Source organism: Timonella senegalensis JC301 (assembly GCF_000312125.1).
In the GTDB taxonomy this organism is placed as follows: domain Bacteria; phylum Actinomycetota; class Actinomycetes; order Actinomycetales; family Cellulomonadaceae; genus Timonella; species Timonella senegalensis.
In genome coordinates, this window is the sequence record NZ_HE978645.1 from 58,511 (window position 1) to 83,248 (window position 24,738).

Sequence of the window (24,738 nt, forward strand, 5' to 3'; positions counted from 1 at the left end):
AAAGCCGCCGGTGCGAGGCTTTCCTCGTCACCAGCGGCTTTCTGACGCGGCGTGACCTAACTGGCGCACGCACGCAAAAAGTTACTTCTGGGCCTCAATCCGAGCCACACTGCGGCGGTCAATGATCGACGCGATCAATCCGGTAAGCAAAGTGGTCATCATCGTGGTGAACAACACACAAACAACAACGTAGATGCCCCGGTTGATCATGCCGGGTTCCGAAAGATACATGCCTACGAAGATACCGAGGACCACACCAATGACAGCCCCTACGGCAAAGAACGCCTTGAAGCGGGGAGCTCGACGCACGACCGCGTAGCTAGCGGTACCTTCAATCTCCGCAACCTCAGCCTCCGAGAGTTCGCTGATGTCGATAATTTCCGGAGATGGGGCCGACTGCGCGGGGTTCAGTGTGTCTTCCGAAGGAATGTCCTGGGCGGGAGCGGGCACTGCTGGCATCGCCTGGGTCTCGGGCGACGAGCTGTTCGAATTATCTGCTGCGGGCACTGGGTTTTCCTGAGGATCAGTCACGCAGTCGATTCTACCCAGTGACGCTCCCCTTGTCCGATGGGCTGTTCTGCAAGCACACGTTTCGCCCCGTTAAGGGGACAGGTTAACTGGGCGTTTACGTTGTCTCGGAACTCAACGCCTCCCTTTTCCCAACGGACCAGCCCCCATAGTCTGACCGGACCACGCTATGGGTTCGCACCAACCCTAGCCTCCCCCAATCCCCAACCAAATTCCTCAACCGAAAGGCCCTCCCCATGCGCCAGTACAAGCTCTCGATCACCCTGGCGGCGCTCACCGCAGTGGTGATCTCCGCTTGTGCTCCCACTGCAGTGGGCGGAAGCTCGGGCGGCACTGCCGGCGGCGGCCCCTCGGTTGAACTCGCCATCGTGGGGTTCGCGGTGCCCAAAGCCGCAAACGATGCAGCACAAAAGGCCTTCGCCAAAACCGAGCAGGGCAAGGGCGCCACCTGGACCACCTCCTATGGCGCCTCGGGCGATCAATCCCGCGCCGTGGAGAGCGGACTTGAGGCCGACTACGTGCATTTCTCGCTGGAGGGTGACGTCACCAGACTGGTCGATGCGGGAATCGTCTCTTCCGAGTGGAACTCAGGCGAGCACCGCGGCATCGTCTCGGACTCCGTGGTTGTCCTCGTGGTTAGGGACGGAAACCCCAAGAACATAACGGGCTGGGACGACCTCTTGCGCAATGACGTCAAGATCGTCACACCCAACCCGGGCTCCTCCGGCTCCGCTAGGTGGAATATCTTGGCCGCGTACGGGTCGGTCCTAGCCAAGGGTGGGGACAAGCAGGCCGCCGAGGAGTACCTGCGGAAGTTCTTTGACAACGTGGCTGCCTTGCCAGGCTCCGGCCGAGACGCGACCACCGCCTTCACATCTGGGACGGGCGACGTCCTGATTTCGTACGAGAACGAGGCCATCCTTGCCCGCCAGAACGGCGAAGACTTTGACTATGTGGTCCCCGATTCCACTCTCCTCATAGAGAACCCTGCAGCTGTCACGCGGGACGCCGACCCGGCCGCGTCGCGCTACCTCGAGTTTGTACTGAGCGATCAGGGCCAAAAGATCTTTGCGTCCAAGGGGTTCCGCCCTGTGCGCAGTACGGTCACGGTGGGCACAGTGGAGGGCGCAAACGACCCCTCCAGCCCCTTCCCGCAGCCCAGGACCCTGCAGACGATCGCGGGCACGTTTGGCGGCTGGCAATCAGTCAATGATGAATTCTTCTCCGAGTCAGGGATTGTCACGCGGGTCCAGTCGGAGGCGGGCAAGCAGTGAGTTCCGCTCTGCCCACTCAGGATGCGCCCGCACCAGCACCAGCACCAGCACCAGCACCAGCACCAGCACCAGCACCAGCACCAGCACCAAGAACCCTGCGCCGACTAGTCCGGCGCGTCAACCCGCACGCAGCCCCCAGCCTCAGAACAAAACCCAACGCCTCCTCTGGCACAGTTTCACTTTCCGCGCCCGCCGGTGTGGGGCTCGGCGTGGCAATGATCTGGTTCTCGCTGCTGACACTCATCCCGCTCCTCGCGGTGCTCGTAGAAACAGCCGGTCACGGCTGGGCCGCGTTCTGGGCCACGATCACGAACCCGCAAACAGCGTCCGCGCTCGGGCTCACCGTGGCCACTGCGTTTGGCGTAACCCTCGTGAACGTTGTCGTGGGAACTGCGATCGCCTGGGTCTTGGTACGGGACGACTTTCCGGGCAAGCGTCTGCTTGAGGTGGTCATTGACATTCCATTCGCATTACCGACGATCGTGGCGGGCTTGGTCCTTCTTTCCCTGTATGGTCCGACAAGCCCCGTGGGTGTCAACATTGCCAACACCCGCGCCGCGGTGTTCCTAGCGTTCCTGTTTGTCACGCTGCCGTTCGTGGTGCGCACTGTGCAACCGGTCCTCGCCGAGCTGGACCGGGACGTGGAGGAGGCTGCGGCGTCCCTGGGCGCAAGCCGATTCACCACGCTGCGTGTGGTGGTCCTGCCCTCGCTCATCCCGGCGATTTCGGCCGGTGCGGCGCTCTCGTTCGCTCGGGGCATGAGCGAGTATGGGGCACTCGTCCTGCTGAGCGGGAACCTGCCGCTGCGCACCGAGGTGGGCTCCGTCAGGATCCTCTCGTACGTGGAGAACGGGAACGTGGGCGCGGCGGCCGCTGTGGCTACTGTCCTCCTGCTGGTATCTCTCGGGGTCATCGTGGCACTCGATGTCATTCAACGGAGGGTGGCCAAGCGTGGTTGAGAAAAGCGCAACCCGGTACGTGCTCCGGTTTGCAGTCATCGTCTACCTGTTCTTCCTGGTTGGCTGGCCAGTCTGGCTCGTGGGTCAGCACACGTTTGAGCAGGGGTTGGAGTCCCTCCGCGCCGCACTGTCTGACCCAGTCGTGGTGTTTTCACTTCAACTCACGCTCGCGGTGGCTGTTCAAGCCGTTCTGCTCAACACCCTGTTTGGAGTGGGCGTCTCCCTCCTGCTGGCGCGGTACGAGTTTCCGGGAAGGCGGGTATTCAGCGCGCTCCTCGACCTACCGCTCTCCGTGTCCCCGGTTGTTGTTGGCCTCGCCCTCGTGCTCGTCTACGGCCCTCGGGACGGCTGGTTTGGCGCGTGGTTGCATGAGCGCGGATTTGACGTCATCTTTTCGGCGCCCGGCATGATCATGGCGACCGCCTTCATCTCCCTCCCGCTGGTCATCCGCGAGGTGGTTCCTGTGCTCCAGGAGCGTGGCATCGACGAGGAGCAGGCGGCGGCGTCTCTCGGTGCCTCCCCTGTGCAGGCCTTCCTGCGCATCACTCTTCCGGGGATCAAGTGGGCCCTCGTGTACGGGGTTGTTCTGACCTTTGCCCGGGCACTCGGCGAGTTTGGCGCGGTCAAGATCGTGTCCGGCAACCTTGAGGGCCGCACCCAGACCGCCACCCTGCTGGTGGAACAGAAGTACCAAGACTTTGAGCAATCCACGGCATACGCAACCGCGTTCCTCCTTGCTGCCGTGTCCGTAGCCTGCATCATCGTGGTGACCGCTCTGCGCACCGACCACAGCAGCACCAAGGCCAGGAGTGGCACATGAGCATCATTGTGAAGAACATTTCCAAGCGCTTTGGCAGTTTTGTCGCGCTCGACGACGTCTCCGTTAGCCTTCCAACAGGTCAGCTCACTGCGCTGCTCGGGCCCTCGGGCGGGGGCAAGTCCACTCTCCTGCGCATCATCGCGGGGCTGGAGCGACCCGATTCCGGGAGCATCGAGATCGAGGGGACGAACGCAACGAACCTGCCAGCCCGCAAGCGCAATGTGGGGTTCGTGTTCCAGCACTACGCCGCCTTCAAGCACATGTCGGTGGCCAGGAACGTGGCGTTCGGGCTGGACATCCGCAAGACGCCCAAGGAAGCTACCGCCGCGCGTGTCGACGAACTGCTACGGCTGGTCCACCTCGAGCAGTACGCGCACAGGCTGCCCTCGCAGCTCTCGGGAGGTCAGCGTCAGCGCATGGCCCTCGCCCGCGCTCTGGCGGTTCAGCCCAGCGTGCTCCTCCTCGACGAGCCATTTGGTGCGCTCGACGCCAAGGTCCGCAAGGAACTGCGAGAGTGGCTACGCCGGCTGCATGACGAAATCCCCGTGACCACGGTGTTTGTCACCCACGACCAGGAGGAGGCGCTCGAGGTGGCGGACGAGATCGTGGTCATCAACGAGGGTCGGGTGGAACAGGTGGGGGCGCCGGACACGCTGTACGACGAGCCTGCTAACGAGTTCGTCATGGGGTTCCTTGGCCCTGCAACCAGGCTCGGTGGGGAGCTCGTGCGGCCGCATGACATCGAGGTCCTCTCCCACGATCCGGGCAGCGAGTTCCTCCCGGGAACGGTCATGCGGACCACCCGCGTGGGGTTCGAGGTGCGCTCCGATGTACTCGTGGAGTCAGACCATTTCACGGGCGTGGTCCAGTGCGTTGCAACACGGGCGGAGGCGCGCTCGCTCAAGCTGGATTCCGGTGCACAGGTCTGGCTCCGCAAAGCGCCCGGTTCCACGAGTGTGGCAACCGATGCCCCACTTTCAGCCCCGAACGAGTTCCCGTTTGCGAACTACACAATCTAGGCCCTGACCGCCCGACCTACTCCCCGAGTTCGCCCTGCCGGCGCCTCGTGGCTTGAAGCGGCAGCCACTGCTCGATGTTGGCACGCTCGCCGGATGCCAGAACCCGCCCGGAGGAGATTCCTTCCTCCCACGTGAGCGCACCCGTGACCAGCTCGAGCCAGGTCTGGGGGTCGGTTTCGATGACGTTCGGCGGGGTACCTCGTGTGTGTTGCGGGCCCTCCACGCATTGGACTGCCCCCGCCGGCGGCACGCGCACCTCGACCGCATGTCCTGGCGTCACGTCCGCGAGTTCCTCGAGCGTGAACCGCACTGCCGTGGTCACGGTCCGGCGATCCGCCGTTCCGTCTCGCCAAGCGTTCACTGCCACGCGCCCCGCAGTGGGGTCGGTCTTGCGCCTACCGGCCACGACTCGTGCCTTCCGCCTCGGACTGATTTCCGCTTGGCCGTTGCCCTGATGCTCCGGGGACGTTCCCCCGCTCGGCCTGCGACTGCGCCTTCCCCTGACCCTGCCTTTGTCCCTGACCCTGCGCCACCGACAGCGGCCCAAACTGGAACCGGATTCGGCGGCGCTCGATGTCCGCCTCCACAAGGGTGACCGTCACGACCTCTCCGAGCGGAAGCTCGCCCAAGCTGCGCACCTGCGCGTGCACCGCAGGGTCAGCAATCATGACGTCGCCGCGCTTGAAGTCCCTGTCCTCAACCTCAACGATCGCGCCCTCGAAAGTGTCGCCCACGTTGTCCGCAAGAACCGCCGCTTCAACGATGTCGATCGTGGCCCGCTCGTACGATCCCGCGCGCCGGCCCGAGTCTGCCAGAAGCTTGGGTAGTTCCGGCAGTTTCTCCATGACCCACTCGGGCACCTCGCGGCCCTCCGCAATGGCTAGGCAGATCTCGGTGGTGTACCTGTCCCCGAGTCGGCGCAGCGGTGCGGTGACGTGAGCGTAGTGTGCTCCGATCGCGTTGTGCTTGCCCGCGTTCTCCCCTGGCACGCTCTCCTGCGTGAATGCGAGGTAGTCGGCGCCGCGGAACAGGGTGGTCGCCTCGTGCTGGAATGCCGCTTCGCGCGGTCCAGCAGCGCCAAGCGTGTCTAGGAACTCTCCGTAGCTCAGGTCCTTGCGCCAGTTCAGTCCCAGCGCGTGCGCGGTGTGCCGCAGGCGCTTAAGGTCCCGCGGGTCGGCGGGTGGCAGCGTGCGTAGCAGCCCGACCCCACCCTTGAGCATGAGCTGGGCGCCCGCCATGCCCGTCAGGAGTGAGATCTGCGCGTTCCAGTCCTCCACCGGCATGATCGACCGGAAGGAGAGTTCAAAGTCCCCGTCCTCTGTCATGTGAACTTCCTGCTCAGGGACGTTCAGCGACACCCCTCCTCGCTCCTGCTCGACCTTTTGGCGCAGCGGCCCCACAGACGCAAGGAGAAGGACTGAGTCCAGGCATTCGTCGGAAATTGTGGCGGTCAGTGCGGCGGTGTCCACCGCCGCCACGTCCTGATTTTCGACGATAGATCCGGACCCGTCAGGGTCCGACGTGGGGGCGTGGCTCGGCAGGTGCGCCTCGATGAGGGCTTGGGCCTCCACGTAACTGAGACGCGCGCGGGAGCGGACGATGCCACGGCGCACATCGATGGAAGCGATCTTGCCGGTCTCGTCGAGGTCGATCGTCCACACGGCTGCGGCCCGGACCTGGTCCGGCAGCAGGCTCGCCACGTCCTCGGAGAGAGCTGGCGGGTGGAGCGGCGTGCGGCCGTCGGGGGCGTACAGGGTCATGCCGCGGGACTGGGCCTCAGCGTCGATCGCGCCGCCCGCGCGCACGTACGTTGCCACGTCAGCGATCGCGTAGTTCACCCGGAAGCCGGAGTCGAGCTTTTCAATGTGCAGCGCCTGGTCGAGGTCCATCGAACCCTCGGGGTCGATAGTCAGGAACGGAATGTCTAGGGTCGAGGCGTCGTGGCGGGGGAACTGTTGAGCGAGGTCCGCCTCAGCGAATCGCGTCTTGACCTCCGCCGCCTCATCGTTGACGGGTGCAGGGAAGTCAGCCGGGATCTGCATTTCAGCACGTAGATGCTCAAATGCGTCACGGATTACCTCGGCGACGGAGGGACGTGGGAGACCAAGTTTGACGACTCTGGCAGGCATACCCTGACCGTACCTTCTGCGGTTCGGTGACACCAATACATTGCGCAGGCAACGTGAAACTGGGGTCATTTCTCGCCCGATGTGGGCGGCGACAAGCAATGTCTGGCCGAAACTGCGGTGCAGGAATAGCGTTGGGTCATGGAAGAGTACTCAGGCAACGCCGCCCACGAGGCACACAGTCCTACCGTCCAACGCTCAGCGATCGAGCACGAGGAACAGTTCATAGCGCACAACTATCATCCGCTGCCCGTCGTGGTCTCCCGAGGTGACGGCGCCTGGGTCACGGACATTGAGGGGCGTCGATACCTCGACGCGCTCTCGGCCTACTCCGCGCTCAACTTTGGGCATCGCCACCCCGATTTGGTGAGCGCCGCGGTGGCGCAGCTCGGTAGGTTGACGCTTACCTCCCGTGCCTTCCACAACGACCAGTTGGGGCCTCTCGGCGAGGAACTCTGCGCACTAGTGGGCCAGGACATGATGCTGCCCATGAACACGGGCGCCGAAGCCGTCGAGACCGCGCTCAAACTCGCGCGCCTGTGGGGGTACCGGGTCAAGGGAGTGGACGACGATTCTGCCGAGATCATCGTTGCCGCCGGAAACTTCCACGGGCGAACCATCTCCGTGGTCAGTTTCTCCGACGATCCCACCGCCCGCGACGGGTTCGGACCGTTCACGCCAGGTTTTGTCACGGTCCCCTACGGCGACGCCGCGGCGATCGAGGCCGCGATCACCGAGAACACCGTGGCGGTTCTCATTGAGCCGATCCAGGGAGAGGCCGGTGTGCTCATCCCGCCCGCCGGGTACCTCGAGGACATCCGGCGGATCACCACGGCCAACGATGTCCTGTTCATCGCAGACGAGGTGCAGTCAGGGCTCGGACGCACCGGGGATACGCTCGAGACCACGCGTAACGGTGTCACCCCGGATCTGGTGACTCTGGGCAAGGCGCTGGGCGGAGGTATCCTCCCGGTGAGCGCCGTGGCCGGGCGAAAGGATGTCATGTCCGTGGTCCGTCCCGGCGAACACGGCTCCACGTTTGGTGGCAACCCGCTCTCGAGCGCGGTGGCGCGAGCGGTGGTCGCGCTATTGGACTCGGGAATACCGCAGGCCAACGCACGGTGGCTGGGGGCAGAGCTGCATAAGGAACTCGATGCGCTCGTCGGTCACGGGGTCGTCGCGTTTAGGCAGGTGGGGCTCTGGGCGGGGATAGACGTGGACCCTGAACTGGGCACCGGCCGCGAGGTCTGTGAAAGGCTTCTGCGACACGGCGTACTGGCCAAAGACACCCACGGTTCTACCATCCGGCTCGCGCCGCCGCTCACCATCACGGACGACGAACTCGACTACATGTGCGCGGCGCTGTCAGCGGCGCTCACCGAGTTGGCCTAGTCGGCGAAGTCCGTCCCGGTACCAAGCACCCAGCCAATACAAAGGCCCGGCCCCGGAACCTGAGGTTCCGGGGCCGGGCCTTGAACTACAGAGCTAGATCAGATGACGCCCTGGGCGATCATCGCGTCTGCAACCTTGGTGAAGCCCGCAATGTTTGCGCCGGCAACGTAGTTGCCAGGCTGGCCGTACTTCTCGGCTGTGGTGGCGCAGTTCTTGTGGATGTTCTTCATGATCGACTGCAGGCGCTGCTCGGTGTAGTCAAACGTCCACGCGTCACGCGATGCGTTCTGCTGCATCTCGAGCGCGGAGGTTGCAACACCACCGGCGTTTGCTGCCTTGCCCGGTGCGAACAGCACGCCCGCATCCTGGAACGCGGCGAGCGCGTCAGGGGTGGTAGGCATGTTCGCGCCCTCAGCAACGACCTTGACGCCGCCTGCGATGAGAAGCTTGGCCGAGTCGAGGTCCAGCTCGTTCTGGGTTGCGCAAGGAAGTGCGATGTCTGCCTGGAGTTCCCAGATGTTGCCCTTGGCCACGAACTGGGCACCACGGCGCTCTGCGTAGTCGGAGACGCGTCCGCGCTCGATTTCCTTGACCTGCCTGATGGTCTCGATGTCGATACCTTTTTCGTCGAGCACGTAGCCCGAGGAGTCGGAGAGCGCGACCACGTTAGCGCCAAGCTGCTGAGCCTTCTGCGCAGCGTAGATTGCCACGTTTCCGGAACCGGAGATGACCACGCGCTTGCCTTCGAGCGTGTCGTTCTTGGTGCCGAGCATTTCGTTGGCAAAGAACACGGTTCCGTACCCGGTTGCCTCGGTGCGGACGAGCGATCCGCCCCATGACAGGCCCTTGCCGGTCAGAACGCCGGACTCGTAGCGGTTGGTGATGCGCTTGTACTGGCCAAACAGGTAGCCGATCTCGCGGCCGCCCACGCCGATGTCACCTGCAGGGACGTCGGTGTACTCGCCGATGTGGCGGTAGAGCTCAGTCATGAAGGACTGGCAGAAGCGCATGACCTCGGCGTCGGACTTACCGCGTGGGTCGAAGTCGGAACCGCCCTTGCCGCCGCCGATTGGCATGCCGGTGAGGGAGTTCTTAAAGATCTGCTCGAAGCCAAGGAACTTGACGATTCCGAGGTACACGGATGGGTGGAAGCGAAGGCCACCCTTGAATGGGCCAAGTGCGGAGTTGAACTCAACGCGGAAGCCACGGTTGATCTGGACGTGTCCCTGGTCGTCTACCCAAGGCACACGAAGGATGATCTGGCGCTCTGGCTCGCAGATGCGCTCAAGGATTGCAGCGTCTGCGTACTCTGGGTTCTTGGTTAGGACTGGGGCAAGGGACTCGAAGACTTCGCGTACTGCCTGGTGGAATTCTGCTTCGCCTGGGTTGCGGCGCAACACCTGGTCGAAGATGGGTGCGAGCTGACCTTCCATGTGGTCTGGTCTCCTTTGCCTAAGTTCTTGTTACGTGCGCTCGTCTCGCGGCTTAATGAGCCGCGCTGGCACGTTGTTCGCGCGTTGCCGTGTTCGAGCCTACAACTATTGACGCGGACCAAATAGGGTCGGAAGACTCACACAGCGGCGTCAGAGCGCGACTTTGTGCGGTTTTTACACTGCCGTAACACTCAAATTTACATGGGGGAAACATATGATCCCACCTAGTGGCTATTTTTGGCGTGTTTTCGCCGTTCGCTGCAGCTGTCAGCGCCTGAGAAAGTGATTTTCGACGATTCACCCCGACCCAGCGCCACTCCCATCACGTCCGGTGCTCGTCGCCGAGATCTAGCACGAACCGCGCGCGGCGCTCGCAATGAGTTCCCGTGACCGGCCGGATCGGTAGTCGAGTGTGGCGTGGTGCCAGTTAGGGTGAGTGCCGGCATCAACGAATACTGCGTACTGAGCGAGGATGGCGGACCTTTCGGGTTCGCATGCGCTTTCAATGCGCTGTTCAAACTCGCGTAGCACCATGTCTCGTTCTCCGCGGTAAGTGTCGCGGCGGGCTTGGAGGTCTGCCTCGTACGAGGTAGTGACTGCCACGGCGGTGAACACCGCACCGACAGCCGCGAGGACATTCCCGATTCCTTGACCAGGATGTCGGTGCGGAAGATCAGCGCTGTGAGCGTTCCTATCGCCACCCCCACGGTGGCTTGTCGGGCACCGTACTGCCATTGCAGCGCATAGGCTGTGCGGTGTAGGCCGTCCGTTGGGTTGATACGTGTTTTCCGCTTGATGCGTTCGATCAGCGCGCTCATGTGCTCTTCCGGTTGGCGTTCTGTCCCTGGGCTTCTATCCAACATTGCTCCGCCGGGCGGCCTTCGACCCATTCCCGGCCCCCCCTACACTCGGTCCTTTCATACTCTTTACCCCTTCCTCCCCGCAGTTTCCTGCCAAGCGCGATCGCGGCTGGTAGGAATGACGGGTAGCCTCTACTCCGAGCTGCACGCGGACCACGTCTCCGCAACAGCGCGAGCCATGCTCCTTTGGAAGCGCGAAGGCGCTCCCGGTCTGAACTGTTCTCTGGGCACGGCTTACTTCGGTGCCCGCCCTTGAATGAGCCCGAGAGAGGGTCTATAGAGGAAAGGAAAATTCAACTCGGCAGTGCGGATAGGCGCATTGGACTCGTTAGACAGAACACCAACATCAAGTAGACGTTGAATTCTGTTTTCCGCCTCGACGCGGTCTACCGACCAGATGCTCATGAGACTTTCAATATGCTGCGTCGCCATCTCTGAGCGAAGCGCTTCGAGCCATGGTTTAGCATCGGGATACTCGGCAAAAATCGTTGCTTTGAGCCGCATGTCGGATACTATCTTGATTGCACTCTTGAAAGGGGCTTGCTCGAAAATTGATTCGTCAACCTCGCTAGCGGTCCGCGTTTCAAACCGCTTGAGCTGTTCATTCCTAACTTCTTGGAATAGGTGAATAAGCTCTCGTGGCGCATTCACTTCTTTTCCATCAACGGTTCTGCGTATCTGAGAGTACCATCTTCTTTTGAATTCTCCGTGAGTGTCTTCGTGACTTGGAGGCACTTTTACATATGCGTCGGGTTTCGTTGCCTCACTCGTTGGACCGGAGCGCGGCGACTGCCGCCGCGACGATCTCCGGTGAGGTCTCCTCAAGCCCGCCGGGCTCGCCGCCTCCCGGACCCACGGGTCCCGGGTCAGGTACAACTCGCTTGGCCGAGAGGTGGATTCCATCCACGCCCAGTGCAACCAGCTCTGGAATCGACTCGATCGTCACCCCTCCACCGACCTGGACCTGCACTCCAGTGCCCGCTCCCGCGAGCGCTCGCAGCACGCCTACGCCCTGCGGCGCGGCCGCCGCGCCTCCCGATGTGAGGACCCTGTCCACTCCGAGCCCTGCGAGCTCACGCAGAACCGTAACCGGGTCGGGCACCACGTCGAGGGCGCGGTGGAAGGTGACCTCGACGTTCCGCCCCTCTCGCTCCCCCGCGAGCCGCGCCACCCCAAGCCAGGTGCGCACGGCGTCGTGATCCACACTCAGGTCCGGGTTCAGGGCGCCGATGACCACGCCGGACGCGCCTGCCTCGATCACCAACTCGATGTCCCGGGCCATGACCTCGACTTCCTCGGCGGTGTAGACAAACCCACCGGGACGGGTGCGCACGAGCACGTGCACTGGCAGACCCTCGGCCACCACGGCCTCGACTGTCGCGATGGAGGGTGTGATTCCGCCAGTGAGCCCGAGCGCAGCGCACAGTTCCACACGGTCGGCGCCCGCCTCGCGGGCAATCCGTGCGCCACGAGCGTCTTGCACGGCTATCTCTAGAACCGTCATCGTTCCTCCATCCGCTTCCCCGCCCTATAGCGCGGGATGCTACCGCTGCCGCGCGAGCAAGCAGCGATGCCGAATACTGCTACAACCGTACCCGGGCTGTGGCCGCAACCTGCGAGCGCAACTCGGCGGGAATCGTCGTTAATCCGTTGGCGACCGTGCTGGTAACTGGGCCTGCGGCGGTTAGCCATTCCACGGGGCTGCTCGCGGCCTCGGCGGGGAGCGCGACCTGTCCGCGCGCTGGGTCGAGGGCGTGGATGTACAGGACGTCGCCCTTGGCGGTGTAGGACACCGGCGACCGATCCGCGGGCGTGAACTGCTCGCCGCAGCGAGTCCACGGGCGAGTGCCGTAGATGGCTTCGCCGTTGACGCGCATCCAAGCGCCGAGTTGGCGCAGCCGTTCCTGCTGGATCTCGGGGATCGTGCCGTCGGCGCGAGGGCCCACGTTGAGCAGCAGGTTGCCGTTCTTGGACACGACGTCGATCAGCAGGTGGACGAGCTCCGCCTCGGTGAGCGTGTGTTCCGGACCCTCGTTCTGGTTGAACCCGAACGAGGCGCCGAGCCCGCGCGTGGCTTCCCACGGCTTCTCGAGGATCTCGGGGACGTGGCTGTACTCGCGCGTGAGGTAGCCATGCAGCGGAACGCCCCAGCGGTCATTGATGACGCCGTCCGGGTTGCCGTCAAAGTACCGCCCCAGCAGCGCGGCGAGCCCATAGGGCTCGCGCCCCTTGCCACCGTCTGGCCAGTCGATGTCGTTCCACAGGATGTCCGGGGAGAAATTATCGACGAGTTCCTGCAGTTGATCCGCCGCGTAGCGTGAGTAGTCGGCGTCGTTGCGTCGGAAGCGGAAGAGGTCGGTGTCGGATTCGATCGGCGGGAACTCGGACACGTGCCAGTCGAGGGCGCCGGAGAAGTACAGCCCCACGCGGGCGCCGTGTTTGCGGGTTGCTTCCGCGATCTCCTTGATGAGGTCGCGGCCGGGACCTCGGCTCACCACGTTGAACGGGGTGGTCTTGGTGCCCCATAGGCAGAAGCCGTCGTGGTGCTTGGTTGTGGGGACCACGTACTTGCCGCCGGCATCGGTGAGTTGGCTGATCAGGGCGTCGGCGTCAAACGTGTCCGGGTGCCAGAGGTCAGCGAGGTCCTCGTACGTGGTTCCGGGGCCGTAGGTCTGCGCCTGGTGACGCTGGGTGGGTGAACCGAGGATACGCACCGTGTTGGCGTACCACTCCGCGTACTGGTGGTAGGTGTAGGCGTCCTCAACCTGCACCTTGTACGCGCCCTTGGGCGTTCCCCATGCGGGAACCGAGTACAGGCCCCAGTGGATGAAGAACCCGAGCTTGGCGTCGCGGTACCAGTCGGCCACGGGGACGTTTGGGTATTCGGGGGCGTCGGAGCCGAGGTCGGGTCCTGTGCGGTCTTCAAAGTTCAGCATGACGGGCTACTTCCTTGGGTCTCGTATGCGTGGAGGGCGGCTCGGGTGGGGGTATGGAATCGGGATTGGGGCTTGTAGGTGACGTGCGTCAGTCTGGTCTTGCGGCGGGTACGCAGGTGGGCCCGCCCAACTGGGGACAAATCCCCTACCCCTTGGATGTCTCGCGGCGTACTTGGCGATCTAACAGCCATTCTGAGCCAAATCTTGCTGAAAGACACGCACAAACACCCGACCTTCTCTCGAAGTTTGTATGAAAAATGGACTAATCTCTGATACATGGCTGTAACTGACGACGCAATCGCTGCAATCCGCTCCATGATCATGAGCGGTGAGCTCAAGCCTGGCGACCGCTTGCCACCCGAGGCGCAGCTCTCTGAGCGGCTCGGGCTTTCCCGCAACTCGCTGCGAGAGGCTGTCAAGGCTCTTGCCCTGCTCCGGGTCCTCGACGTGCGCCAGGGCGACGGCACATTTGTCACCAGTTTGGCCCCGAACACTCTCGTGGAGACGCTCTCGTTCGTTATCGACCTGCACCAGGACTCCTCGATCGTGGACCTACTAGGCGTGCGGCGCATCCTCGAGGCCGAGGCCACCCATATGGCGGCAACTCGCCTTGGACCCAAGCAGATCGCACAGTTGGCGGTCCTCGCCGAATCAGTGAACAGCCAGTCCAGCGTGGAGGAACTCGTCGAGGCCGACATGGAGTTCCACCGCACGATCAACGCGGCCAGCGGTAACGCATACCTCGCGGCGACCCTTGAAGGCTTGTCCGGCGCGACCTCCCGCGCGCGCATCTGGCGCGGTGTCACAGAGGACGGGGCCATCGACCGGACGCTCGCCGAGCATCGCGCAATCGTGTCCGCGCTGCGCATGGGCCGTGCCGACCTGGCCCGCTCATGGGCCACCGTGCATGTCTCCGGCGTGGAGATGTGGGTGTCCAGTCAGCTGGGCAAGGACCAGATCTGAGGGATCGTCCCCGACTCGGACGAGTAGTCGTCCGCCACGTCCAAGAGCGCGTTGATCCTCTCCTGCCACGGGATGTTGGCAGGGTGGTGTTCCAGGAACGCCCTCATCTGCGCGTAGTCCTCGACCTCGACCACATGGAACAGATCGAGGCCATCGCGCCAGATCTTCCACGAACGCACACCGGACTCGCGCAGGGCCCCATCCAAATCGTCGGGAATCACCGCGTGTACGCGGTCATACTCCTGTTCACAACCCGCCTTCAGGCGGGTCCGAAACGCTACCTCTTGCACAGCTATCCCTCTTTCTGTGGACCGAACCGGGTTCGGAGCAACTTACACCAGCGTGCCGCGGCGCGCAGGGCGCCGCGGCACGCGGACCGTCATATTGGGTGGAGGCGCCGGTCAGCGGCCGCCCAAACCGGACATCGAGATTCCCTTGACCAGGTGCTTTTGCAGAGCAATCACCAGAATCGTCGTCGGAATCATGGAGATGATTGACGCTGCCATCTGCAGGTCCCACCGGGTGCCGTTCTGGCCCGAGAAGGTCGACAGACCCACCGGCAGCGTGCCGTACGTGGAGAAGTCGATGATCGTGATCAGCGGCCACAGGTAGCTGTTCCAGAATCCGAGGAACGTGAACACCGCAACCACCGCGAGCGCCGAACTGGACAAAGGCAAAATGATCCGCCAGAAGGTGCGCATCGGACCGGCGCCGTCCACACGCGCAGCCTCTTCAAGTTCGAACGGGATGCCACGCATGAACTGCCTGATAAGGAAGGTGCCAAAGGCGCCAAACGCAAACGGGAAGATCAGGGATTGGTACGTGTCCACCCAACCGAACCACTGCATCACAATGAACATCGGCACCACGAGAACCTCTTGCGGGATCATCATGGTCCCGAGGAACAGGATGAACACGAGTTCGCGGCCCTTCCACCGCAGCCGGGAGAACGCATATCCGGCTAGTGACGACACCGCCAGCACGATAAGCGTTCCCGCGATCGCCACAAAGAACGAGTTCAGGATGTAGCGCACGAATGGCCCGTGCTCAAACACTGCCAAGAAGTTTGACCAGCGAATCTCCGTGCCAATGAGCTTGGGTGGCATGGAGAAGATCTGGTCGTTCGGCTTAAGCGCGGAGAAGAACGCGTACACGAGTGGCGTTGCGAACACCACGGCCGCGAGGCCGATGAACCCGTATGCCAGGATCTTGCGGATCAGGCTCTCCTTGTGGACGCCATCAACCGCGGCCTTGCGGCGGCGGGTGGTACGGTCGGGCCCTTCGGGGCCGTCCGCGCCAAGGACTGCAACCTGCGCGGCGTGAGCGCCTGCGGCCTGAGCCTTTGCCGCACCCCCACCCGTGGGGAGAATCGAGTTGTTCATTACTTGCTCAGTGCTCATAGTGCACCAACTTCTTTTGCGCTCCGAACTGCACCGCAGTAATCAGAATGATGATCACGAACAGGATCCAGGCGCCAGCCGCGGCGAGGCCGAGATCTTGAAACTTGAAGCCCTGCTGATAAATGAACATGACGAGCGGGAGGGTCGAGTTTCCGGGCCCACCACCGGTGAGAAGCTGCGGCTGAGCAAAGACCTGCATCGCAGAGATCATCGTCATGATGACAGCGAAGAAGATCGACGGGGAGATCAACGGGATCTTGATGCGGGCAAGCATGCGCCAGCCCTTTGCACCATCAATCCGGGCGGCCTCCATAACCGAGTCGGGCAATTGCTCAAGCGCAGCCGAGAAGATCAGCATGTTGTAGCCCATCCCCTGCCACACCGACATGACTACGATCATGATCATGGCCCACGTGGGGTCCGCCAGGAAGTTGGGCAACTCAACGCCAAACACGGACACCGAGACACCGTTGATCAGGCCCTTGGGTTGCAGCAGCATCTTCCACACGAGCGCATTCGCAACCACGGGTGTGACAACCGGGATGAAGAAGAGTACGCGGAACGCCGCGCGACCCTTGATGCGGGAGCTCAGCGCCAACGCGAGCCCGAGAGACACCGCAATGTTCGCTGGCACATACAGGATGGTGAAAACCGCTGAGTTGCGCAGTGCAGGCCAGAAATCAGGGTTCTTAGTGAACAGGTTGACGTAGTTGCCAAAACCGTTGAAGCTGCGCTCCCCAAACGCCGGCCAGTTGTACAGGCTCATGACGATGGACAGGACCACAGGGACCGCGGTGAAAATGGCGAGTCCTAGAAGGGCTGGGCTCACAAAGCCCAGGGCCTGCCGGGATTCGACCCTGCTCAGTGCGCTTCGGCTGCGCCGAATCTCTGTCTGAGTCATTTTTTGGTGGGACCTTCTTGTGAGAGGTGGAACTGCGAGGGGCGCGCCCGGTTGTTCTGTGGCCGGGCGCGCCCACTGGTAACGCGGGACCTTACTTAGCGAACTGGTCCTGGGTGGCCTTGAGCATGTCAGCCATCGAGGTTGCGCCGGTGTAGACGCTCACCAAGTTGTTGGGGAACGTCTCCGAGATCTTGGTCCACTCGGCGTTGGTGTTCTGACCAGCAACATTTGCAAACGCTGCGTCGAACGCACCCTTCACCTCGTCACGTACGGATGCGTCGAGAGCCTCGAAGTACAAAGGCTGCGACTCAACGCGAGCCGGGTAGGAACGTCCGGACGATGCCATCGAGTCCTGCGCGGCCTTGCCCACGAGCGAACCGAGGACCTTGAGCGCGGCCTCCTTGTTCTCGCAGTTCTTGGCGATTCCGTAGCCCGATCCGAGGACGAGTCCGAGGTTCTTTCCGCTGTCACCAGCAGGGAGGTCAACCATTCCGGCCTTGAATCCGGACTCGTTGTTCAGGTAGGACACGGCGTTCCACGTGCCGTCCACCGCGAGGGCGGCGTTGCCCGCCTGGTACTCGGATTCGCCCCAACCGGTTTCGGATGCAGACGGAGCCTGGTCGGCCCAGCCCTTCTCCACGAACGATCCGTACCAGGTTGCCGCGTCCACAAACGCAGGGTTGGTCAGGTCAAGCTTGCCGTCGGCGGTCACTGGTTGCACGCCTGAAACCGAGATAGGAAGCGCGAGCCACTGGAACTCCGCCATACCCATACCGAATGCCTTCATCTTGTCGTCGCCGGCCTTTGCCAAGGTCGCTTCCATGTCAGCCTTGGTCCAGCCGAGCTTTGGCGCAGGAGCCCCAGTCTTCTCGATCTGGTCCTTGTTGTAGAACACCATCATGGTGGCCACGTCGTAAGGGATACCCAGAACCTTGCCGCCGCTGGACATGATGTCGAGCGAGCCAGCGGTGAAGTCGGACTCCTTGATTCCGGCAGTTGCCATGTCTTCAGGAGTGAGCTCCATGAATGCGTCTGCGTATCCGGAGAGTCGCTGGCCGTTCATAGACGTGACACACGCGGCCTTGCCCGAGGACAGGTTAGCGGTGAGCTTGGTGAAGTAGTCGTTCCACGGAGCGTGCTGCAGCTTGATGTCGATGTCAGGGTTCTCTTCCTGAGCAATCTTGAGGGTCGCTTCGAGCGCAGCGATGTCGTCGTCGCTTCCCGCCCACATGTCCCAGGTGATCTGGGCCTTCTCACCGGAACCGCTGCCGGTTCCTTCGTTGCCGCCCTTGTCGTCGGAGCCACAGGCGGCGAGGGACAGAGCGAGTGCTGCTGTCGCGGATACTGCCATCGTCTTCTTGAACTTCATTGTCGTTCCTTACCTTGGGTCGAGAGAAAGTGGAGACTTCCTTGTCTGGTCACTGCCTTGTCTGGTCACTGCTCGGATGAGAGAAAGAGCTCGATAACCGGTAACGCAACGTGCGGACGAATCACCGGAAGGTGAAGCGTCAGTGTGCCCGGAGGCTGGCCGCCCGGGGTTGTGTTCCATGCCCTCTGATCCGGATCGGTCTGCGAGAACTTGATTTCCGATCCGTCGTTGAGTAGTCGAGCGTGACGCACCTTTCCTGCCAGATTGGCAAGGTGGATGTGCCCGAACGGCCACACGAGGAGGTGCACGTAAACCCTTGTCCCGCTCTGGGTAACAACGGTTCCGTGCGGCGCGGGGATATTGCTGGCCCCTGCGTTGCGGATGGAGTCGCGGTGCAACTCCATCCACTGCCCAATCTCGGACAACGTGGTGCGGTCATACGGGGCGATGGCCCCTCGGCCGTCGGGGCCGATGTTGAGCAGCACGTTGCCGTTCTTGGAAACTGAGTCGACAAGCATCGAGACGAGCATGTCGGTGGACTTAAAGTTCTGGTTGTCGCGGTCGTAGCCCCAGGAGCCGTTGAGGGTCTGGCAGGCTTCCCACATGACTTCCTGACCATCACGGCGCATCGGAGCATCGGGCTGGTACTGCTCTGGAGTGACAAGATCTCCCGGAATGCCGAGGCGGTCATTCACGATGATGCCCGGCTGAAGCTCGCGAGTCATAGCCAGCAGACCCTGGGCGTCCCAGTCCTCCGGGTACTTTCCACGCCAGCCGTCAACGTCCTCCGCGTACGTGAAGTCGTAGAAGAGGTAGTCCACTTTGCCGTAGTTGGTGAGCAGTTCACGCACCTGGCCGTGGAGGAACTCTCGGTAGCGTGCCATGTCACGCGATTCGTTCTGCTCACGTGCGTCCACATCGTCCCTGCGTGGGTGGTGGTAGTCGATCGTGAAGTCGGGGTGATGCCAATCAATGAGCGAGTAGTAGAACCCAACGTGCAGACCCTCTTGGCGCATTGCCTCAACGAACTCTGCTACGAGATCACGTCCCGTGTAAGCGGTGACGGTGTAATCCGACAGTTTTGAATCGAACAGCGCGAATCCCTCGTGGTGCTTGGTCGTCAGAACCACGTAGGTCATTCCAGCATTCTTGGCTGCGCGCGCGATCTCGCGGGCGTCGAACCTGTCGGGGTTGAAAAACTCCGCGCGGCCGGCGTACTCCTCGGTCCCGATCTTCTCGTACGTCATGACCCATTCGTGCCTGGCGAGGGACGAGTAGAGTCCAAAGTGGACGAACAGTCCGAACCGGTCAGCGGTGAACCATGCGGTGTCTGCGTTCATGCCCGCTTTCCTTCCGTGATGCCGTTGCCGGCGTGTGCGGCGATGTCCTGCCACACGCGCCCCTCCGGAAACAAGTAGTCGTTCAGGGTCGAAGAAATGATGCGTGCTCCGCTGCCTGGAGCTGTTGGCGTCACGTAGTTACCCCTGCTGATGAGTGCTGGGGTCTCAAAATGCTCATGCAGGTGGTCTACGTACTCGATGACCCGGTCGGACTGGGTGCCCGAGACCGCCAGGAAGTCGAACATGGATAGGTGCTGAACCATCTCGCACAGCCCCACTCCACCCGCGTGCGGGCACACTGGCAGGCCAAACTTTGCTGCGAGGAGAAGAATCGCAATATTCTCGTTGACGCCGGCAACCCGTACCGCGTCGATCTGCACGATCGAGGTCGCGCCCGCCTGCATGAGCTGCTTGAACACGATCCGGTTCTGCGCGTGCTCGCCGGTAGCAACCTTGACCGGTGCAATCGCCTTGGCAATGGTTGCGTGGCCGAGAATGTCGTCCGGGCTGGTTGGTTCTTCGACCCACCACGGTTTGTAGGGTGCGAGCTCCCCCACCCAGTCAATTGCCTCGGCGTTTTCCCACCGCTGGTTGGCGTCAACAGCGATCCGAATCTCCTCGCCCACTGCGTCACGAACTAGGCGCATGCGGCGTACGTCGTCCTCGACGCTTCCACCCACCTTGAGCTTGATCTGGGCAAATCCGTCTGCAACCGCTTCCTTGGCCAACCGCACCATCTTGTCGTCTGTGTAACCGAGCCAGCCCGGGGACGTGGTGTACGCGGGATATCCGTGGGCAAGAAGTTCCGCCTCGCGTTCTGCTCTTCCGTCCTGTGCCGCCTCAAGAATCTCGAGGGCTTCCTCAGGAGTCAGCGCGTCGGTCAGGTACCGGAAGTCCACAAGGTCCACGATTTCCTGAGGTGCCATGTCTGCAAGGAGTTTCCAGAGCGGCTTGTTCTCGCGCCGGGCCTTCATGTCCCAGAGGGCGTTCACCACAGCGCCGATCGCCATGTGCATGACGCCCTTCTCCGGACCGAGCCAGCGGAGTTGTGAGTCGTGAACGAGGGAGCGCCAGAGACCTCCCATGTCTGCAAAGGTCTGGTCGAGGTCAAGCCCCACCAACGCGGGAGATAGAGCCTCAATCGCTGCCGCCTGGACATCGTTGCCTCGACCGATGGTGAAGACAAAGCCAAAGCCCTGCTCACCTGTGTCGGCAGTGAGCGTTACGTAGGCAGCTGAGTAGTCTGGGTCCTGGTTCATCGCGTCGGAACCATCTAGTTCCAAGGACGTGGGGAACCGCAGATCCAGTACCTCAATGCCGGTGAGCTTGCTCATAGGGACCTTTCCTTCATCGCTGGCGACCCTGCCAGTGATCGGATGCCTTGACCAGACATCCGATGTTAGTTAAACACATGGGACCTTAGTCACAAAGAACTTCTGGGAACTTGTCTCCAAACTGTTACATTTGGCGGCAAGAGAAACTGCCCTCAACTACGGGCATTGCACAGCACAGGAACGACAAAACTAAAGGTCAAGCTGGTGGGACAGACCTAAACGCCGACTGGGCGGGGGCTTGATTCACCCCTCGAAGACCCGATCCTCAAATCCTCGACGTCGGATGACCGGCACGAACTGCGGGTCGGCCATGTCTGGATCGAACGGGAACATTGGACGTTCAATCCTGTGATGGCCCAAACGAAGCAGGTCCTGATCTACTCCGCCGGGGGTAAGCGCCATCCGCCAATCCGCGGCCATGTCATATAGCTCCGGCTCGAGATACCCGATCTTTACCAGCACGATATCCGCCGCGTGAGGATCGAGCCCCAGGTCCGTGAAGTCGTGCACGTGATGGTACGGCTTCCTGCGTTCCGTGATGATCGCATGCACCGCGCCCTGCCGGATGACAGCTATCCCGCCGGCAGTGGGGTCGCCCTCTGTCAGGGAAAACACCTCACCCGTGATCCGCACCGGACCGCGGGACTCGCCATCTACCCGACCGCCAACCTCAACGTCGATCTGACCGCCAACCCCGGCTTCCCTAGCCGCGGCGACAGCCGCGGGATCAAAGATGGACGCATGAATGACGGTCAGGTCGCTGGAAGTCAGTCGATCGTCGGAAAGCAGTTCACCCAGCGTCCACGACACGTCACCCGCTCCACCAGCGGTGGGGTTATCCCCCGAATCCGAGATGACGTACGGGTTGGGCGCGCCGGGCTCTCGGTTCAGCGCGAGGTCGAGGCACTCGGCCAGCGTGCCCACGGGGGCCACGAACTGAAAGCCGTCGCGGGCAGCCCAGAAGTCTTGGGCCAGCGCCTTGGTTTTGGCCCCCAGCACGTCGGGCTCGTCACCCGAGACCACAATGGCCACCTGGCAGCGGGGCTCATCGGCCCACGCATATCCGATCCAGATAGACGCATCAAGGACGCCCTCGGACGCGGCGATTCCCGGAAGCTGTTCGTACAGCGACTTGGCGGGCTCTAGCCTGGTGCTCGTCTTTTCGCCGGGAAGCAGCACGGGAACCTGGACCCACGCCTGGTAGGGTCGGCGCTGAATGGGGTCCGAACCGTGCTCCGAACGAAGGCGCGTGAGCAGGTTGAACACGGCGCGTTCCTTGGTGTTCCACACGTCCTCGTGCGGGGCCATGCGGTAGCAGGTGAGCAGGTCGACGTTCTCGGCGAGAGTCGGAGAGACGTTCCCGTGCAGGTCCATTGAGGCGCTGACCAGCGTGTTTTCACCGAGCGCCGCGCGTACGTGGGTGGCCAGGTCGCCCTCGGCGTCTTCCATGCCGATCACGCTCATGGCTCCGTGGATGTCAAAGAACAGGCCGTCTAGTTCGCCGTTCGCGGCGACCTCTGCCCGGATGCGCTCCGTAATTTCGTCCCGCATGGACTCGTAGACCTCGCGGTCCACGGCACCACCGGGCAGCGATCGTCCATGCATGAGTGGAACCCACTGCGCGGCGTTCCACAGTTCTGCGTCATCGCCCTCAAAGAACGGGTAGTAAGCGCGCAGGTCGTCACCGCGCCGCAGCGTGAAGGCCTCCCACCCGGAGACGTGCGGCGAGAAGGTGGAGGACTCAATGGAGATTCCGGCAATTCCGATACGCGGGGCAGCCAGGCCGCCCTGTTGCAGTGCGCCAAGAGGCCCACACCAGACCTCGCTCGCCAGAGGTTGGATGTCTGAGGTCTGAGAAGAGCCTGATGGCTCAGCGCTCGCCTCGGGCACAGCCGTAGGCGCGGCCGAAAGCTCAGCCGAGGACTCGTTGGCGTGCTGCTGGGACATGAATGCTCCTTGCGCGTCGTGCTGCGTTGCGGGTGTTCGTAGCGCGGTTATGCGCCATTCCGGACCCTGTCGCGATCTGCATTGACGTGCGAGGACGGGTGGCGCTGGGACTACTGTGCCACACAGACATCCGATGTTCAAGCGCGTTACGCTAAAACTGAGACGCTCTCTGGCTTACTTAGCGCTTTGCCAACTGGTAAAACGCGAAGGAAAGCGCCGCAGAGACGCCCAGCAAGACAAAGACGTAGGACCACCCGTGTTTCACCCACACCATGGGCGAATAGGAAATCGCGGCGACTGCCACGCCCCATCCAAGCGAGGACCACGGGTTTCTGTTCCATGCGCGGACCAGGATCGAGCTCACGCCCGCCGCGCCAAACACTGCGGCCACCGTTGCGCCCCACACGCGGATCGAATCGTAGGGCCTGCTTCCCACGGCGAGGGACACGAGTGCGATAGCAACGAGCCCCAGTGCGGCGAGGACAACCCATCTGGCCCAACCCGCTGCCCGTTGGCCCGGTTTAGCCTGGCCAGTGGCCCGGTTGGATGTTCGATCGTCCGGAGGATCGCCTTTAGCGCCCTCCACCTGCGTATTTGCCCCCTGAATCACGCCACAAATTCTACCGTCCAAAAGGTTGGTAAATGGCCAGAGAGGCCTGCTGGGCGACTATTGAGACCCTATTGAGACAGTCCCTCTCCAGCCTGCTGCTGTGGCGCCGCAACCAGCCTCCAGCAACCGCCCACCTGCACGCGCCGGTAATCCCTGAGCCCACCCGCCCCGCAGGCAAACCCTCAGCCCAGCAGCGCCCGCAACGCGAACAGCTCTGGTCTCCCCTGCACCGGTGCGTCAATGTCCTCACACGCCAGATCAGCAATCATCTTTCCCAGAACCGGCGTGAACTTGAAGCCGTGGCCCGAGCACGGAGACGCCACAATCACGCGCCCCACGCGGTCGAGCAGGAAGTCATCGGATGGCGTGCGAGTGTAGGTGCAGGACATGAACTCCGCGGATTCAGGCACGAGCCCTGGCAACCACTCGCGCACATAGTCGGCGTGCAGTTCGAGGTCGCCCTCTCGGGGCTGCCACGTGCGCTCGTCCGGATCGGTGATCCGCCCGTACGCGTTGAACCCGACCTTGATGCCCTCGCCGTCGGTCCCCAGCCCGTACACGATTCCGGGCCAGCGGGTTGGCTCACCCGTGACGGGATTAGTGGGCGCATGGTCGTGGGTGAACGCTGGCCAGTTGGCCACCGTCATCTGATTCTCGACGATTCCCTTGCCCTCCCCCTCACCCTCCGCTGGGTGGGTGGCTGGGTCGGCTGTCGCGTCCGCGAACGTCGCCTTTATCTGGAAGTGGGCCGGCGCGACCTCGACCACGCTGAGTGGCAAGGCCCCTTCGAGCCCAAGAAGTTTGGGAGCCAGTTTGTTGGTCCATCCGCCCGCGGCGAGCACCACACGGTCGGCAAGGAACACACCGTTGGTGGTTTCGATGATCATGCCGTTGCGGACGTGCTGGACGTCCAAGACCTTGGTGTTGTGGTGGATCTCCCCGCCCATTTTGGCGGTGCGGTGCTGCAGAGCCGCGAGCGTGAGGTCCGCGTTCACGCGTCCGGCCGTGGAGTGCTCGTAGAGGACCTTGCCCTCGAACTTCATGCCAGGCCAGCGTTCCTCTGCTTCCTCGGCGCTCAGCACGTCCAACGGAATCCCGTGCGCACGCATGGGTTCCTCGAAGTCGTGGGGTGGGAAGCCATGCGAGACAAGGCCCACTCGGGTCAGGAGCTTGGCGCCCGACTCCTCTTCGAGGTCGTCCCACATGGGCAGCGCCTGTGCCATGAGGTCTAGGTACTCGCTCTGCGAGTAGGTGGCCCGATAGATCCGCGATCCACCGTGGGACGAACCGTTCGCGTGCGCCGGCCCAAACTGTTCGAGCAGCGCAACACTACGCCCGCGCTTGGCCAGCTGCCATGCCGCGGCCGAGCCCATGGCTCCCCCGCCGATCACCACAACATCGAACTTTGACTGCATGTCCGCTCCACCTTTGCTGAGAATTCTATGTGGATCTTATGCCTTCTTGTTTACGGGTGAAGAGTTTCTCCAGCCCGCAGACACCATCGCCAAAAACCCGACCACACGCAAC

General features: G+C 62.6%; 23 protein-coding genes. 6 read left to right on the top strand and 17 right to left on the bottom strand.

Going from position 1 to position 24,738, the window contains the following annotated elements:
* Nucleotides 1–81: 81 nt before the first annotated feature.
* Nucleotides 82–531, bottom strand: a complete 450-nt coding sequence (locus tag HGSM_RS13100; protein WP_154646363.1) for a hypothetical protein — start codon at nt 529–531, stop codon at nt 82–84.
* Nucleotides 532–764: 233 nt separating this feature from the next.
* Between HGSM_RS13100 and HGSM_RS13105 the strand changes: the two genes are divergently transcribed.
* From HGSM_RS13105 to HGSM_RS13120, 4 genes are read left to right on the top strand one after another with little or no spacing between them, the layout of a single operon-like run.
* Nucleotides 765–1,802, top strand: coding sequence for a sulfate ABC transporter substrate-binding protein (locus HGSM_RS13105; protein ID WP_019149222.1), 1,038 nt, complete (start codon nt 765–767; stop codon nt 1,800–1,802).
* On the top strand, nt 1,799–2,761 hold the full coding sequence (cysT, locus tag HGSM_RS13110) for a sulfate ABC transporter permease subunit CysT (protein WP_230197558.1): 963 nt from the start codon (nt 1,799–1,801) through the stop codon (nt 2,759–2,761). Before HGSM_RS13105 ends, cysT begins: the two co-directional genes overlap by 4 nt.
* On the top strand, nt 2,754–3,581 hold the full coding sequence (locus tag HGSM_RS13115) for a sulfate ABC transporter permease (protein ID WP_019149224.1): 828 nt from the start codon (nt 2,754–2,756) through the stop codon (nt 3,579–3,581). The genes cysT and HGSM_RS13115 overlap by 8 nt, the downstream gene beginning before the upstream one ends.
* The gene (locus HGSM_RS13120) at nt 3,578–4,600 is read left to right on the top strand and encodes a sulfate/molybdate ABC transporter ATP-binding protein (RefSeq protein ID WP_019149225.1); all 1,023 of its coding nucleotides are present in this window, start codon (nt 3,578–3,580) and stop codon (nt 4,598–4,600) included. The genes HGSM_RS13115 and HGSM_RS13120 overlap by 4 nt, the downstream gene beginning before the upstream one ends.
* Nucleotides 4,601–4,616: 16 nt before the next feature.
* On the opposite strand, the gene HGSM_RS13125 is transcribed toward HGSM_RS13120, so the two are convergent.
* Entirely contained in the window at nt 4,617–5,006 is a 390-nt protein-coding gene (locus HGSM_RS13125; protein ID WP_019149226.1) for a sterol carrier family protein, read from the bottom strand.
* Entirely contained in the window at nt 4,996–6,729 is a 1,734-nt protein-coding gene (locus HGSM_RS13130; protein ID WP_019149227.1) for an RNB domain-containing ribonuclease, read from the bottom strand. Before HGSM_RS13130 ends, HGSM_RS13125 begins: the two co-directional genes overlap by 11 nt.
* Nucleotides 6,730–6,867: 138 nt before the next feature.
* Between HGSM_RS13130 and rocD the strand changes: the two genes are divergently transcribed.
* On the top strand, nt 6,868–8,118 hold the full coding sequence (gene rocD, locus HGSM_RS13135) for an ornithine--oxo-acid transaminase (protein WP_019149228.1): 1,251 nt from the start codon (nt 6,868–6,870) through the stop codon (nt 8,116–8,118).
* Between the two features lie 98 nt (nt 8,119–8,216).
* Here the strand turns inward: rocD and gdhA are convergent, their stop codons facing one another.
* The 5 genes from gdhA to HGSM_RS13160 form a co-directional block, all read right to left on the bottom strand.
* Nucleotides 8,217–9,551, bottom strand: a complete 1,335-nt coding sequence (gdhA, locus tag HGSM_RS13140; RefSeq protein ID WP_019149229.1) for an NADP-specific glutamate dehydrogenase — start codon at nt 9,549–9,551, stop codon at nt 8,217–8,219.
* A gap of 348 nt (nt 9,552–9,899) precedes the next feature.
* Nucleotides 9,900–10,154 carry a hypothetical protein gene (locus tag HGSM_RS13145; protein ID WP_154646364.1) on the bottom strand — a complete coding sequence of 85 codons (255 nt, stop codon included), beginning with the start codon at nt 10,152–10,154 and terminating at the stop codon, nt 9,900–9,902.
* 491 nt (nt 10,155–10,645) lie between these two features.
* Nucleotides 10,646–11,062 carry a hypothetical protein gene (locus HGSM_RS13150; protein WP_019149231.1) on the bottom strand — a complete coding sequence of 139 codons (417 nt, stop codon included), beginning with the start codon at nt 11,060–11,062 and terminating at the stop codon, nt 10,646–10,648.
* Between the two features lie 112 nt (nt 11,063–11,174).
* Nucleotides 11,175–11,915, bottom strand: coding sequence for a copper homeostasis protein CutC (locus HGSM_RS13155; RefSeq protein WP_019149232.1), 741 nt, complete (start codon nt 11,913–11,915; stop codon nt 11,175–11,177).
* Nucleotides 11,916–11,994: 79 nt separating this feature from the next.
* On the bottom strand, nt 11,995–13,347 hold the full coding sequence (locus HGSM_RS13160) for an alpha-L-fucosidase (protein ID WP_019149233.1): 1,353 nt from the start codon (nt 13,345–13,347) through the stop codon (nt 11,995–11,997).
* A gap of 276 nt (nt 13,348–13,623) precedes the next feature.
* Between HGSM_RS13160 and HGSM_RS13165 the strand changes: the two genes are divergently transcribed.
* Nucleotides 13,624–14,310 (top strand): FadR/GntR family transcriptional regulator, encoded by a 687-nt coding sequence (locus HGSM_RS13165; protein ID WP_019149234.1) that lies wholly within the window; start codon nt 13,624–13,626, stop codon nt 14,308–14,310.
* On the opposite strand, the gene HGSM_RS13170 is transcribed toward HGSM_RS13165, so the two are convergent.
* From HGSM_RS13170 to HGSM_RS13210, 9 genes are all read right to left on the bottom strand, one after another.
* Nucleotides 14,286–14,600 carry an L-rhamnose mutarotase gene (locus HGSM_RS13170; protein ID WP_019149235.1) on the bottom strand — a complete coding sequence of 105 codons (315 nt, stop codon included), beginning with the start codon at nt 14,598–14,600 and terminating at the stop codon, nt 14,286–14,288. The two genes, HGSM_RS13165 and HGSM_RS13170, sit on opposite strands and share 25 nt — an antisense overlap.
* 111 nt (nt 14,601–14,711) lie before the next feature.
* Nucleotides 14,712–15,710, bottom strand: a complete 999-nt coding sequence (locus HGSM_RS13175) for a carbohydrate ABC transporter permease (RefSeq protein WP_019149236.1) — start codon at nt 15,708–15,710, stop codon at nt 14,712–14,714.
* Nucleotides 15,700–16,611, bottom strand: a complete 912-nt coding sequence (locus tag HGSM_RS13180) for a carbohydrate ABC transporter permease (RefSeq protein WP_019149237.1) — start codon at nt 16,609–16,611, stop codon at nt 15,700–15,702. Before HGSM_RS13180 ends, HGSM_RS13175 begins: the two co-directional genes overlap by 11 nt.
* A gap of 91 nt (nt 16,612–16,702) precedes the next feature.
* Nucleotides 16,703–17,980 carry an ABC transporter substrate-binding protein gene (locus tag HGSM_RS13185; RefSeq protein WP_019149238.1) on the bottom strand — a complete coding sequence of 426 codons (1,278 nt, stop codon included), beginning with the start codon at nt 17,978–17,980 and terminating at the stop codon, nt 16,703–16,705.
* A 65-nt stretch (nt 17,981–18,045) separates the two neighbouring features.
* Entirely contained in the window at nt 18,046–19,320 is a 1,275-nt protein-coding gene (locus HGSM_RS13190) for an alpha-L-fucosidase (protein WP_019149239.1), read from the bottom strand.
* Nucleotides 19,317–20,654, bottom strand: coding sequence for an enolase C-terminal domain-like protein (locus HGSM_RS13195; protein WP_019149240.1), 1,338 nt, complete (start codon nt 20,652–20,654; stop codon nt 19,317–19,319). Before HGSM_RS13195 ends, HGSM_RS13190 begins: the two co-directional genes overlap by 4 nt.
* Nucleotides 20,655–20,897: 243 nt before the next feature.
* Nucleotides 20,898–22,601, bottom strand: a complete 1,704-nt coding sequence (locus HGSM_RS13200; protein ID WP_019149241.1) for a M81 family metallopeptidase — start codon at nt 22,599–22,601, stop codon at nt 20,898–20,900.
* Nucleotides 22,602–22,779: 178 nt separating this feature from the next.
* Nucleotides 22,780–23,211, bottom strand: coding sequence for a hypothetical protein (locus HGSM_RS13205; protein WP_019149242.1), 432 nt, complete (start codon nt 23,209–23,211; stop codon nt 22,780–22,782).
* Nucleotides 23,212–23,393: 182 nt separating this feature from the next.
* Nucleotides 23,394–24,626 (bottom strand): FAD-dependent oxidoreductase, encoded by a 1,233-nt coding sequence (locus HGSM_RS13210; RefSeq protein ID WP_019149243.1) that lies wholly within the window; start codon nt 24,624–24,626, stop codon nt 23,394–23,396.
* Nucleotides 24,627–24,738: the final 112 nt, after the last annotated feature.